Source organism: Pseudomonas sp. PvP089, from assembly GCF_017875165.1.
GTDB lineage: Bacteria > Pseudomonadota > Gammaproteobacteria > Pseudomonadales > Pseudomonadaceae > Aquipseudomonas > Aquipseudomonas fortuita.
This window is the reverse complement of the sequence record NZ_JAGGME010000001.1, coordinates 860,772-873,598: the sequence shown is the minus strand read 5'-3', so window position 1 is coordinate 873,598 and position 12,827 is coordinate 860,772. Positions and strand designations below refer to the sequence as shown.

The 12,827-nt window shown below is 59.8% G+C and carries 9 protein-coding genes, 1 other RNA gene and 1 pseudogene; 8 read left to right on the top strand and 3 right to left on the bottom strand.

Features of this window, described 5'->3' with window-relative positions:
* Positions 1 to 2: 2 nt before the first annotated feature.
* The 8 genes and pseudogenes from lldD (at position 3) to J3A71_RS03935 (ending at position 10,434) form a co-directional block, all read left to right on the top strand.
* Positions 3 to 1,148, top strand: coding sequence for an FMN-dependent L-lactate dehydrogenase LldD (lldD, locus tag J3A71_RS03970; protein ID WP_019470436.1), 1,146 nt, complete (start codon positions 3 to 5; stop codon positions 1,146 to 1,148).
* 75 nt (positions 1,149 to 1,223) lie between these two features.
* A complete protein-coding gene (locus J3A71_RS03965; protein WP_096426770.1) occupies positions 1,224 to 4,034 on the top strand; it encodes an FAD-binding and (Fe-S)-binding domain-containing protein in 2,811 nt (936 codons plus the stop codon).
* Positions 4,035 to 4,615: 581 nt separating this feature from the next.
* Positions 4,616 to 4,906 carry a hypothetical protein gene (locus J3A71_RS03960; protein WP_023047600.1) on the top strand — a complete coding sequence of 97 codons (291 nt, stop codon included), beginning with the start codon at positions 4,616 to 4,618 and terminating at the stop codon, positions 4,904 to 4,906.
* A 99-nt stretch (positions 4,907 to 5,005) separates the two neighbouring features.
* Positions 5,006 to 5,404, top strand: a transfer-messenger RNA (tmRNA) gene (gene ssrA / locus J3A71_RS03955).
* A 184-nt stretch (positions 5,405 to 5,588) separates the two neighbouring features.
* Positions 5,589 to 6,847: pseudogene (locus J3A71_RS03950) on the top strand (integrase domain-containing protein).
* Positions 6,848 to 7,458: 611 nt separating this feature from the next.
* Complete coding sequence (locus tag J3A71_RS03945) at positions 7,459 to 8,946, top strand: SulP family inorganic anion transporter (RefSeq protein ID WP_053870531.1); 1,488 nt, start codon at positions 7,459 to 7,461, stop codon at positions 8,944 to 8,946.
* 11 nt (positions 8,947 to 8,957) lie between these two features.
* The gene (locus J3A71_RS03940) at positions 8,958 to 9,809 is read left to right on the top strand and encodes a universal stress protein (RefSeq protein ID WP_024947943.1); all 852 of its coding nucleotides are present in this window, start codon (positions 8,958 to 8,960) and stop codon (positions 9,807 to 9,809) included.
* 91 nt (positions 9,810 to 9,900) lie between these two features.
* Complete coding sequence (locus tag J3A71_RS03935; protein WP_024947944.1) at positions 9,901 to 10,434, top strand: NUDIX domain-containing protein; 534 nt, start codon at positions 9,901 to 9,903, stop codon at positions 10,432 to 10,434.
* Between the two features lie 33 nt (positions 10,435 to 10,467).
* Here J3A71_RS03935 and J3A71_RS03930 read toward each other — a convergent pair whose 3' ends face one another.
* The 3 genes from J3A71_RS03930 to J3A71_RS03920 form a co-directional block, all read right to left on the bottom strand.
* A complete protein-coding gene (locus J3A71_RS03930) occupies positions 10,468 to 12,003 on the bottom strand; it encodes an IS66 family transposase (RefSeq protein WP_009684098.1) in 1,536 nt (511 codons plus the stop codon).
* Positions 12,004 to 12,064: 61 nt separating this feature from the next.
* Positions 12,065 to 12,400, bottom strand: coding sequence for an IS66 family insertion sequence element accessory protein TnpB (gene tnpB / locus J3A71_RS31285; protein ID WP_009684097.1), 336 nt, complete (start codon positions 12,398 to 12,400; stop codon positions 12,065 to 12,067).
* The gene (locus J3A71_RS03920) at positions 12,397 to 12,729 is read right to left on the bottom strand and encodes a transposase (RefSeq protein ID WP_009684096.1); all 333 of its coding nucleotides are present in this window, start codon (positions 12,727 to 12,729) and stop codon (positions 12,397 to 12,399) included. Before J3A71_RS03920 ends, tnpB begins: the two co-directional genes overlap by 4 nt.
* Positions 12,730 to 12,827: the final 98 nt, after the last annotated feature.

Below are 12,827 nucleotides of genomic sequence, written 5' to 3'. Positions count from 1 at the left end.
CCATGATCATTTCTGCCTCTACCGACTATCGCGCCGCGGCCCAACGCAAGCTGCCTCCTTTCCTGTTCCACTACGCCGACGGCGGCGCCTACGCCGAGCACACCCTGCGCCACAACGTGTCGGACCTGGCCGGTATTGCGCTGCGCCAGCGCGTGCTGAACAACATGTCCGAGCTCAGCCTGGAAACCAAGCTGTTCGACGAAACCCTGAGCATGCCGGTGGCCCTGGCCCCGGTCGGCCTCACCGGCATGTACGCCCGCCGTGGCGAAGTGCAGGCGGCACGTGCAGCGGCGGCCCACGGCATCCCGTTCACGATGTCGACCGTGTCGGTGTGCCCGATCGAAGAAGTGGCCCCGGCCATCGACCGGCCGATGTGGTTCCAGCTGTACGTGCTGAAGGACCGCGGCTTCATGCGCAACGCCCTGGAGCGGGCCAAGGCCGCCGGTGTCAAAACCCTGGTGTTCACCGTCGACATGCCCGTACCCGGCGCCCGCTACCGCGATGCCCACTCGGGCATGAGCGGCCGCAACGGCCCGCTGCGCCGCGTGCTGCAAGCCATGACCCACCCCGAGTGGGCGTGGGATGTGGGGGTGATGGGCCGCCCGCACGACCTGGGCAACATCTCCAAGTACCGCGGCAACCCCACCGGCCTGGCCGACTATATCGGCTGGCTGGGTAACAACTTCGACCCGTCCATCTCCTGGAAAGACCTGGAGTGGATCCGCGAGTACTGGGACGGCCCGATGATCATCAAGGGCATTCTGGATGCCGATGACGCCCGCGATGCGGTCAAGTTCGGCGCCGACGGCATCGTGGTGTCCAACCACGGTGGCCGCCAGCTCGATGGCGTGCTGTCCAGCGCCCGCGCCCTGCCGGCCATTGCCGACGCCGTCAAAGGTGACCTGAAGATTCTGGCCGACTCCGGCATCCGCAGTGGCCTCGACGTGGTGCGCATGATCGCCCTGGGCGCCGACACCGTACTGATCGGCCGCGCCTTCCTCTACGCCCTTGCCGTGCATGGCCAGGCCGGGGTGAAGAACCTGCTTGAGCTGTTCGAGAAGGAAATGCGCGTGGCCATGGTGCTGACCGGCGCCAAGTCGATCAGCGAGATCACCCGTGACTCGCTGGTACGCGAACTGGGCGCCTGACCGCCTGCAAGAAACACCGCCTGATTGACCCGGGGCATGTGGCGCACAGACGCCACAGCCCCGCGAGGAGACTGCATGAGCTTGCCCGCCGCGTTCCTGCGTGATGCCGAGCGCCTGATACCCGCCGAACGCCGCTTCGACGACCCCACGTCCACCCTGGCCTTTGGCACCGACGCCAGCTTCTACCGGCTGATCCCCAGGCTGGTGGTGCGCGTCGAGTCCGAGGACGAAGTGGTCGGCCTGATCAAACTGGCCCAGCGCGAGCGGGTGCCGGTCACCTTCCGCGCAGCCGGCACCAGCCTGTCTGGCCAGGCCATCACCGACTCGGTGCTGATTGTGCTCGGCGATAACTGGAACGGCCGCGAAATCCGTGGCCAGGGCGAGCAGATCCGCCTGCAACCCGGCGTGATCGGCGCCCAGGCCAACGCCTGGCTGGCCCCCTTCGGGCGCAAGATCGGCCCCGACCCGGCCTCGATCAACGCCTGCAAAATTGGCGGCATCGTTGCCAACAACGCCAGCGGCATGTGCTGTGGCACCGCGCAGAATACCTACCACACCCTGGCCGGCCTGCGCCTGGTGCTGGCCGACGGCACCCGCCTGGACAGCGAAGACCCGGCCAGCGTCGCCGCCTTTGCCAGCAGCCACGCCGAGTTGCTGGCATCGCTGGCCAGCCTGGCCCGCGAGACCCGCGCCAACACTGCGCTGGCCGAGCGCATCCGGCACAAATACCGGCTGAAGAACACCACCGGCCTGTCGCTGAACGCACTGGTGGACTACGACCAGCCGCTGGACATCCTGCAGCACCTGCTGGTCGGTTCCGAAGGCACGCTGGGCTTCATCAGCGCCGTCACCTACAACACCGTGCCCGACCACCCGCACAAGGCCAGCGCCCTGCTGGTGTTCCCCAGCGTCGAAAGCTGCTGCCGCGCGGTACCCGTGCTCAAGCAGCAGCCGGTCTCGGCCGTGGAACTGCTCGACCGCCGCAGCCTGCGCTCGGTGCAGAACATGCCCGGCATGCCGCTGTGGGTAAAAGGCCTGTCGGACAACGCCTGCGCCCTGCTGATCGAGTCCCGCGCCGCCAGCCAGAGCCTGCTGCACGAGCAATTGCACCAGGTAATGGCCTCGATCGCCGACTTCCCGCTGGAACAGCAAGTGGACTTCAGCGAAGACCCGGCCGTGTACAACCAGTTGTGGAAAATCCGCAAGGACACCTTCCCCGCCGTCGGCGCCGTGCGCCAGACCGGCACCACGGTGATCATCGAAGACGTGACCTTCCCCGTCGAGCAACTGGCCGAAGGCGTCAACCGCCTGATCCTGCTGTTCGACAAGCACCGCTATGACGAAGCGATCATTTTTGGCCACGCGCTGGAAGGCAACCTGCACTTCGTCTTCACCCAAGGCTTCAACAGCGCCGAGGAAGTCGCCCGTTACCAGGCCTTCATGGACGACGTGGCGCACCTGGTGGCCGTGGAGTTTGGCGGTTCGCTAAAAGCCGAACACGGCACCGGGCGCAACATGGCCCCATTCGTGGAACTGGAATGGGGGCATGACGCCTACCAGCTGATGTGGAAGCTCAAGCGCCTGCTCGACCCCAACGGCATCCTCAACCCCGACGTGGTGCTGAGCGATGACCCTGATATCCACCTGAAAAACCTCAAGCCGCTGCCTGCCGCCGACGAAATCGTCGACAAGTGCATCGAATGCGGCTTCTGCGAACCGGTGTGCCCGTCCAAGGGGCTTACCCTCAGCCCACGCCAGCGCATCGTCATGTGGCGTGACATCCAGGCCAAGCAACGCGCCGGCATCGACACCCGCGAACTGATGCAGACCTACCAGTACCAAGGCATCGACACCTGCGCAGCCACTGGCCTGTGCGCCCAGCGCTGCCCGGTCGGCATCAACACCGGCGAGCTGGTGAAAAAACTGCGCAGCCAGGCCGCCGAACACAACAAGACTGCTGACTGGCTGGCCGAGCACTTCCACACCGCATTGGGTGGCGCCCGCCTTACCCTCACAGCCGCCAACACTGCACGCAAGCTGCTCGGCGCCCCGCGCCTGGGCCGCCTTAGCGCCTCGCTGAGCAAAGCCAGCAAAGGCCGCCTGCCCCAGTGGACCCCGGCCATGCCACAACCCCTGCGCCCGATCAGCTTCGGCCCGGCCAGCAACGACGCCCGCCCCCGCGTGGTGTACCTGGCCGCCTGCGTGTCACGGGTGATGGGCCCGGCCTATGCCGACCGCGAGCAAAGCTCGCTGCTGGACAAAACCCGCGCCCTGCTGGAAAAGGCCGGTTACCAGGTGGTGTTCCCCGACAACGCCGACAGCCTGTGCTGCGGCCAGCCCTTCGCCTCCAAGGGTTACCCCGAGCAGGCCGAGCACAAGCGCCAGGAGCTGATCACCGCCCTGCTGCACGCCAGCCGCGGCGGCCTTGACCCGATCTACTGCGACACCAGCCCCTGCACCCTGCGCCTGGTGCAAGACCTGGGCGAAACCCGCCTCGACCTGTACGACCCGGTGCGCTTCATCCGCACCCACCTGCTTGACCGCCTGGAGTTCACCCCCCAGGACGAGCCGGTGGCCGTGCACGTGACCTGCAGCACCCAGCACCTGGGCGAAAGCCAGGCCTTGATCGACCTGGCGCGGCGCTGCAGTAAACAGGTGGTAATCCCCGAAGGCATCCATTGTTGCGGGTTTGCCGGTGACAAAGGCTTCACCACCCCCGAGCTCAACGCCCACTCGCTGCGCAGCCTGAAGGATGCGGTGCAGTATTGCAGCGAAGGCATCTCCACCAGCCGCACCTGCGAAATAGGCCTGTCGAGCCACAGCGGCATCGACTACCACGGCCTGGTCTACCTGGTAGACCGTGTTACCCGGCCACGCAGCATCTAAAGGCAGACACCTTCACTGTTGTAGGAGCGGCCTTGCGTCGCGATCGGGCCGCAAAGCGGCCCCCTGGTTCTCAGTAGCGCTGCATCGATCGCCGGGGCTGCTCTGCAGCCCTTTCGCGGCACAAGGCCGTTCCCACAGGTACAGCGCATCCCCGATGCCAAGCACGATTCCTGTGGGAGCGGCTTCAGCCGCGAACACCGGCAAAGCCTGTGCCATCCCCCACCCCAACATCGCCCCGCCACCATCCCGACAAACCAATCCCTACACCCCCCTAAAGCCCCCGCTATAGCCTATCCCCGAGCCAACCAAGATCCATGTGTGGGCTCGCCCCGGGTACAAACCGGAGACATCGTTTACATTTCAAACCGGGGACATGGTTTACAAGCTAAAGGCACCTGGCACAGCGTATCCCCCGGCCCAAGCACGATCCATGTGGGAGCGGGCTCGCCCCGCGAACACCGGCAAAGCCGGTGCCATCACCCACCTCAATATCGCCCCGCCACCATCCCGATTGAACCCCCGCCAATCCCCCACAGTCCACCCTACAGGCCCACCTTCCAGAGGCCCCAGAGGAGACACCCATGAAAGGTACCGCGCTTTCGGCCCTGTTCGCGGCCGCCACCCTGCTGGCTTCGCCGGTGTTCGCCGCCGATGACCTCTGCAACACCAACCTGCAAAAGATCGACGACAGCATGGCCACCGCCGGCGCCACCTCCGAAGGCCTGGACAAGGCCCTTACCGAGCAGGTGGACAAAGCCAAAGCCGCCCAGGCCTCGGGCGACACCAAGGAATGCATCGCCATCACCAGCAAAGTGCTGGAGCGCCTGGAGAAAACCGAGAAAGGCAGCGGCTCCGGCAGCGGCGGCGCGTGAACCATGAAGCGGGCGACAGGACCGGCTGTCGACGTCGCCCGCGCAATGGCGTATACTCCATCCCACGTGCCGTAAGGTGCGTTAGCGTAACGCTAGTATGGGGCCGATTAGGATTCGACGCCGGTAGCGAAACTCTAGGTGCATGCCGAGTTGGTAACAGAACTCGTAAATCCACTGTTGCAACTTTTATAGTTGCCAATGACGAAAACTACGGCGCGGAGTACAAGCTGGCTGCGTAAGCAGTCCTCTTGACCCGTTGCTTCTGGTAGCTTCGGCTCCAGCAATCACTAGGGGATGCCTGTAAACCCGAACTGATTGTCATACAGAACAGGATCGTCGCGTAGCACGTTGTGGGCGAAGTGACTAAAACTTACACAACTCATCCAAAGCACCCTGCCCGTCGGGCGGCTGCGGATTAAATCAATAGACACGGCTACGCATGTAGTACCGACAGCGGAGTACTGGCGGACGGGGGTTCAAATCCCCCCGGCTCCACCAAATTAACATCTAAAGACGTCCACGGACGTCTTTTTTTGTGCCTGAAAGCCAGTAAATACGAGGCTTTCAACGCTATCAGCGTCCACGCACGTCCATGAGAAGCTACACCTTTTGGCATTCCAAATGGCATTCCAAGCCCGTAGGTGCTAATTTTTGGAATGCCAAAATCAAGTCTGGAATGCCAATGTGCGCACAAGCTACCCGCCTCTCTGAACTCAAAGTCAAATCTGCCAAGCCTGCTGAAAAGGACTACGTCCTATTTGATGGCGGCGGACTTCAAATGCGAGTGAGAAGCAATGGCTCTAAGCTATGGAACTTCAACTATCGACACCCTGTGACGAAGAAGCGGATCAACATGGGACTGGGAACCTTCCCCGAAGTTTCGTTAGCGCAAGCACGCAAGGGTTCCGTTGAAGCGAGGGAAGCCCTTGCCCACGGCATCGATCCTAAAGAGAAACGGGCCGCTGTGCTGCAAGCTAAACAAGCTGCGACTGAGCACACATTCCAGAATGTGGCGACGTCCTGGTATGAACTGAAGAAGGATGCTGTGACGCCGGCCTACGCTGAGGACATCTGGCGCTCGCTAACATTGCACATATTCCCGGACTTGGGCGCCACACCGATCTCAGCCATCAGCGCACCTCAAGTCATCAACCTGCTCCGGCCACTCGAAACCAAGGGCAGCCTTGAAACCGTGAAGCGGCTGACGCAGCGGCTCAACGAGATCATGACCTACGGGGTCAACTCTGGACTGATTCACGCGAACCCGCTCAGCGGTATCCGCTCCGTCTTCAAGAAACCGAAAAAGAAAAACATGGCGGCACTACCCCCCGAAGAGCTGAAAGAGCTCATGGTGGCAATCGCCAATGCCAGCATAAAAAGAACTACCCGCTGCCTGATTGAGTGGCAGCTCCACACCATGACCCGGCCAGTCGAGGCAGCAACCACCCGCTGGGCAGATATCGACATCGAGAAGAAGATCTGGACGATTCCTGCGGAGCGCATGAAGAAGCGCCGCGCGCACATTGTCCCACTCACCGACCAGGCTCTTGCGCTCCTAGAAGCAATCAAGCCTTACAGTGGACATCGGGAATTTGTGTTTCCCGCAGACCGAAACCCTCTCGTACCCACTGCAATAGCCAAACCGCCAACATGGCGCTAAAGCGCATGGGCTTCGAAGGGCGCTTGGTAAGCCATGGGATGCGCTCTATGGCGAGCACCATCCTCAACGAGCACGGCTGGGATCCTGAATTGATCGAGGTTGCGCTTGCCCACGTCGATAAAGACGAGGTACGTAGCGCGTACAACCGAGCAGATTACATAGAACGCAGACGCCCTCTGATGGCGTGGTGGAGCGACCACATTCAGGAAGCTGCTACAGGCAACCTGTCGGTGTCAGCCATCAGAGAAAATCAAGATAAAAAAGTCGTCTCGATACGTTGACCCAACGTCAGCCCCTAGCCCAAAGCGGGCTACGGACATGATGCTACCTCACAGGGTTGCCGATGGTGACCCATGTGCTGTGGTTCACTTGGATCAGTTTTCGCTCAGGACCGCGAGCGTCCCAGTTCCTCATAATTTAATTATCGACCTTCCTCGCCCTTCTCAAAGCCTGAGGGACCCCTTTCCGGTGTAACCGTCTGGCCAACTCACCCCTCAGCACACAGACCAGCTCGGACAAGAACGGGTGGAAAACAAAGCCTTGCCCGCAGGTATACCCATTGAATAAGCCTGTATCTGACGTAGGTCATGCAGAGCCTGCCAGCGGGTCGCAATCGACGATGGCTTCATTGTATACTTCGGCTCCGCATACCCCTTGAGCTACAGGAACATCAGCATGACTGTACTCCAAACGATCTACTGGCAGCCTACGCCGCCTTAGCGCTACGCCCCCTCGCAACAACCTGCTTCCGCTAGCCTCGCTCGCGGGTGCTCACTGCTGTACGCCTGGTTTTACACCTTAAGCACACAGCAAAAAATCCTCAAAATTTGAATTTGTATCGATTCGCTCGCCACTCCCTTGGCGTGCGCGATGCTTTGCCTTGGATATTTATATGCTGCAAAAACTTAGACAAACGTGGTTTTCCAACGTCCGTGCCGACGTGCTCGCGGGGCTGGTGGTCGCACTCGCGCTGATCCCGGAAGCCATCGCCTTTTCCATCATCGCCGGGGTAGATCCCAAAGTCGGTCTCTACGCCTCCTTCTGTATCTGTGCTGTCATCGCCTTTGTCGGCGGGCGCCCCGGAATGATCTCGGCGGCGACAGGCGCCATGGCACTGCTGATGGTTACGCTGGTAAAAGAGCATGGACTCCAGTACCTGCTGGCCGCGACTCTACTATGTGGCGTACTTCAAATCCTTGCCGGCTACCTGAAGCTTGGCTCGTTGATGCGCTTTGTTTCACGTTCGGTAGTCACCGGCTTCGTAAACGCATTGGCGATTCTGATTTTTATGGCGCAATTGCCTGAGCTGACCAATGTCACCTGGCATGTCTATGCCATGACCGCTGCGGGCCTGGGAATCATCTACCTGTTCCCGTATGTACCGAAAATCGGCAAGCTGATTCCCTCTCCGTTGGTGTGCATTCTGACGCTGACTGCCATCGCCATTTACCTCGGTTTGGATATCCGCACCGTCGGTGACATGGGCCAACTGCCGGACACGCTGCCGATTTTTCTGTGGCCTGAAGTGCCGCTGAACTTTGAAACCCTGCGGATCATCTTTCCTTACTCCGCAGCGCTGGCAGTTGTAGGCCTACTGGAGTCGATGATGACCGCGACCATCGTCGACGACCTGACGGATACCACCAGCAACAAAAACCGCGAGTGCAAAGGCCAGGGTGTGGCCAACATCGCTGCCGGCATGCTTGGCGGTATGGCAGGTTGCGCCATGATCGGCCAGTCGATCATCAACGTGAAATCTGGCGGCCGCACCCGTCTCTCGACATTGTGTGCCGGCGTTTTCCTGCTGCTGATGGTGGTATTTCTTGGCGAATGGCTCTCCAAAATCCCTATGGCCGCACTCGTGGCTGTAATGATCATGGTGTCCATCGGCACCTTTAGCTGGGATTCCTTGCGTAATCTGAAAGAGCATCCGCTGTCGACCAACCTCGTCATGGTGGCGACCGTCGTGGTCGTCGTGGCCACTCACAATCTGGCTTACGGCGTACTGGTAGGTGTGCTGCTGGCCTCCCTGTTCTTCGCAAACAAGGTCGGGCACTACCTGGATATCAAGAGCACTCTTGAAGAGACGAAATCGCATCGGACTTACCGCGTCGTGGGCCAGGTGTTCTTTAGCTCTGCGGACAAGTTCACTGAGGTTTTTGACTTCAAGGAGGCGCTCAACAAGGTCACCATCGATCTCACACAGGCGCATTTCTGGGATATCACCGCCGTCGCAGCGCTGGATAAGGTCGTAATCAAGTTCCGACGCGAAGGAGCTGAGGTTGAAGTGCTCGGTCTCAATGAAGCCAGCGCAACAATCGTTGACCGCTTCGGCGTGCATGACAAGCCCGGCGCCATCGACAAGCTCATGAGCCACTAAGGAGAACGACAATGACCCACGTAATGGCATGCATTGATAACTCACAATCCTCATTGGCGGTCTGCGATTACGCAGCATGGGCCTCGCAACGACTCAGCGCTCCCCTGACCTTGCTTCATGTGCTGGATAAGGAGAAGTATCCTGCATCCGCTGATCTTAGCGGCAATATCGGTCTCGGTAGCAGAGAACATCTACTGGAAGAGTTGGCCACGCTGGATGCGCAGCGGGCAAAACTGGCCTTGGAGCATGGGCAGCACATGCTTGAAAAAGCTCGCGAGCGAACAGTCCACTCTGGCGCCATGTCACCCGATATGAAGCAGCGCCATGGCCATCTCGTCGAGAGCCTGAGCGATCTCCAAGACGATATTCGGTTACTGGTGATTGGAAGAGTCGGTGAGGACAGCACGCGCAGTGCCCAAAGTCTTGGCAGCCAGATTGAAGCGGTAGTCCGAACTATCCACCGCCCCATCCTGATTACAACCAGCCATTTCAGGAAACCTGAAACGGTCATGGTGGCATTTGACGGCAGTGCTACATGCCACAAGACCGTACAGATGCTTGCTTCAAGCCCGCTGTGTGAAGGCCTGCCAATTCATATCGTCATGGTTGGAGCGGATTCTGAAGACAACCAGAACGCGCTGGAGAAGGCACGAACCACGCTTGCCTCTTCCGGCTCGCTGGTGCATACCGAGATCCGCCCAGGCGAAGTAGAGTCCACACTGCATGCGTATCAGGCAGAGCACGGCATTGACCTCTTGGTCATGGGGGCGTACGGGCACTCACGCATCAGGCAGTTTCTGATAGGTAGCACGACCACGACGATGCTGCGAACATCCACTTTACCCGTATTGCTGCTTCGCTGAGCCAGTTCCACTGGCCACAGTATTTCCAGAACTGCGGAAATGCCGTGGCCACCCTGGACGATGACTAACTGATCTTGCCGTAACGAGCCCCATGCAACTCATAACTGAAATTGTTCACCCCGAGCTGAAATCCAAGCAGGGCAGAGTATTCCGTCGACATGCAGCACGCGGCATCGTGATGCGGGGTGAGCAGATCCTGTTGCTGTTCACCGAGCGCTATAACGACTTCAGCTTTCCTGGAGGCGGCCTTGATGTTGACGAGGACATTGTCACAGGCCTGAAGCGTGAGCTGGAGGAAGAGACTGGTGCCCGTGAAATACAGGTGCTCCAGCACTACGGTTACATCGAGGAGTACCGGTCCTACTGGAAGCCACAGTACGATCTGATGCACATGACCTCGCATTTTTATCAATGCGAAGTAGCGCCCCAGCTAGAGCCCGTGAGAATGGAAAGCCACGAAATCGCTAATGGTATGCGGCCTGTCTGGATCAACCTGCATGAAGCAATCACGCACAATGAAGCCGTTATGCAGCGGCACGAGTCTTCGATGGGGCAATCAATTCTGCGCGAAACCTACATGCTGAGAAAAGTCGCTTCCGAATTGTTGATGCCAATCAGCCTTTGAGCTGACTATTTGGCGAAGTCCACTTAGCCTGCCTCAGGCAAGCATCCAATGCTGCGGGAGTAATTGCGTGATTTCGCTCGCCCGCTGTGTCGGAAGCCGCATCAGTACATCCTTGAGATAGGCATACGGATCGTGCCCATTCATACGCGCCGACTGGATCAGGCTCATGATTGCCGCCGCCCTTTTTCCACTGCGCAGCGACCCGGCAAATAACCAGTTCGAGCGCCCAAGCGCCCACGGCCGGATCAAATTCTCGATCTGGTTATTGTCGATGGGCACAGCACCATCTTCCAGGTAGCGCGTCAGCGCTACCCAGCGTTTAAGGCTGTAATCCAGGGCCTTGGCCGTGGCCGAACCCTCGGGCACAAGTTCGCGTTGGGCCAACATCCACTCATGCAGTTTTTCAGCGATGGGCACCGCTGTTTCCTGACGTAATCGCCAGCGGGCTTCGTCGCTCATTTCCTTGGCGTGTCGCTCGACTTCATACAACCCGCCAATCGAGTGAAGCGCCTGCTCCGCCAACTGGCTTTTATTGGCTGCATGCAGGTCGAAGAATTTGCGGCGTGCATGGGCCATGCAGCCGATTTCGGTGATGCCCAGCTCGAAGCTGGCCTTGTAGCCGGCGAAGTCATCGCAGACCAGCTTACCGTTCCACGTGCCCAGGAAGTTACGCGCATGTTCGCCGGCACGGCTGGGGCTGAAGTCGTAGACCACGGCCTTTAGGGCCGAGAAAGGCGTGGTGCTATAGGCCCACACGTAAGCGCGGTGGGTTTTCTTTTCGCCTGGTGCGAGCATCTGAACCGGGGTCTCATCGGCGTGGATCACGCCCTGGGCCAACACATGCTCACGCAGCGCATCGACCAGAGGCTGGAGCTGCACACCGGTCTGTCCGATCCATTGCGCCAGTGTCGAACGGGCGATGGGCAGTCCGGCCCGACCAAAAATCTTCTCCTGCCGGTACAGCGGTAAATGGTCGGCGAACTTCGCCACCATCACGTGGGCCAACAGGCCTGCGGTCGGGATGCCCTTGTCGATCACTTGGGCCGGTACAGGCGCCTGGATCAGTGTTTCACACTGACGACACGTCCATTTTCCACGCACATGCCGCTCAACTGTGAACACGCCCGGAGTGTAATCGAGCTTCTCGCTGACGTCTTCGCCGATTCGCTGAAGCTGGCAGCCGCACACGCACTGAGTATTCTCTGGTTCGTGACGGATCACGGTTCGCGGAAACTGCGGCGGCAGTGGTGCACGCTTGGGCTTATGACGTGGCTCGGCCGGTGCGGCCGGCGGATTGGCTGCCTTCAGCTCGGCTTCGATAGCTGCGATATCGGTATCGAGCAGATCATCAAGCAGACTGCCTTGGTCGGGGCTCAGTTGCTCGCTGCGCTTGGCGAACTTGTGTCGCTTGAGGATGGCGATTTCATGAGCCAGTTGCTCGTTGACCGTTTCGAGGCGTTGGATTTTCTGGCTCATGGAGTCGACCTGGGACAGCAACTGCATAGCCTGTTCGGCCAAGCCGCGCAGCTGTTCCGGTGTCATCTGGTCGAGATTGGGCGAGGAAGTCATGCCGCTGATTGTGTCAGAGTAGGTCGTCAACAGCGATAAACCGATGGGCTAATGGCAGGGGCTAAAGCACTGTGATCGCGCTGCCTGCGCCGACCCGCTGCCACGGCAAACCCAGTACCAAGGCTTGAAGTTGCTCGTTATCGAGTTCGACTTCCGATCCGTGACGGATGCCGGGCCAATGAAACTTGCCTTGGTTCAATCGTCGCGCTGCCAGCCAAATGCCCACACCGTCATGCACCAAGACTTTCATTCGGTTGGCACGGCGATTAGCGAAGAGGTATGCGCAGTGCGGCTTCGCCACACCGAACACCGCGATCACCCTGGCCAGCGCGGTCTCGGTACCGGCGCGCATGTCCATAGGCTCGGTGGCAAGCCAGATGGCATCGATCCGAATCATTCCAACAGGTCTCGCAGAAAGGTGGCACAGGCGACAGCGCTTTCGGTCGGCCAGTTCACTTTGACGGTGCCACGCGGGTGCTGGATTTCAATGCAGATACTTGATGAAGCTGCCTGCGAATGTCCTCCGGCTAGCGGCAAGGGCACTGGAATGAAAGCAGGTTGCAGCGCCATGGTTTTGTTCGTGAGTACCCTAATCCATTTATGTACGAGGTTCGCGTTAAGGCTGTGCTTCTGCGCGACGCTGGCAATCGATGCGCCGGGCTGGGCGCACTCTTGGACAACTTGGGCCTTGAAGGATTTTGAATAGGAACGGCGTTGTGACTGCATGGAAAGACCCGCTTAAAAGGCTAGAAATGGTGTCCACTTAAATTAGGTGGACACCATCGCCTTTGGCGTCGGGGTCAGGAAGGTGAGTTGGCCGGACG

What these genes read in the sequence shown, in the direction of transcription:
- J3A71_RS03960 (WP_023047600.1), top strand. Translation starts at nt 4,616, where the DNA reads ATGAAAGGTACCGCGCTTTCGGCCCTGTTCGCGGCCGCCACCCTGCTG.
- tnpB (WP_009684097.1), bottom strand. Translation starts at nt 12,400, where the DNA reads ATGATTCGGATCGATGCCATCTGGCTTGCCACCGAGCCTATGGACATG.
- J3A71_RS03935 (WP_024947944.1), top strand. Translation starts at nt 9,901, where the DNA reads ATGCAACTCATAACTGAAATTGTTCACCCCGAGCTGAAATCCAAGCAG.
- lldD (WP_019470436.1), top strand. Translation starts at nt 3, where the DNA reads ATGATCATTTCTGCCTCTACCGACTATCGCGCCGCGGCCCAACGCAAG.
- J3A71_RS03930 (WP_009684098.1), bottom strand. Translation starts at nt 12,003, where the DNA reads ATGACTTCCTCGCCCAATCTCGACCAGATGACACCGGAACAGCTGCGC.
- J3A71_RS03940 (WP_024947943.1), top strand. Translation starts at nt 8,958, where the DNA reads ATGACCCACGTAATGGCATGCATTGATAACTCACAATCCTCATTGGCG.
- J3A71_RS03965 (WP_096426770.1), top strand. Translation starts at nt 1,224, where the DNA reads ATGAGCTTGCCCGCCGCGTTCCTGCGTGATGCCGAGCGCCTGATACCC.
- J3A71_RS03920 (WP_009684096.1), bottom strand. Translation starts at nt 12,729, where the DNA reads ATGCAGTCACAACGCCGTTCCTATTCAAAATCCTTCAAGGCCCAAGTT.
- J3A71_RS03945 (WP_053870531.1), top strand. Translation starts at nt 7,459, where the DNA reads ATGCTGCAAAAACTTAGACAAACGTGGTTTTCCAACGTCCGTGCCGAC.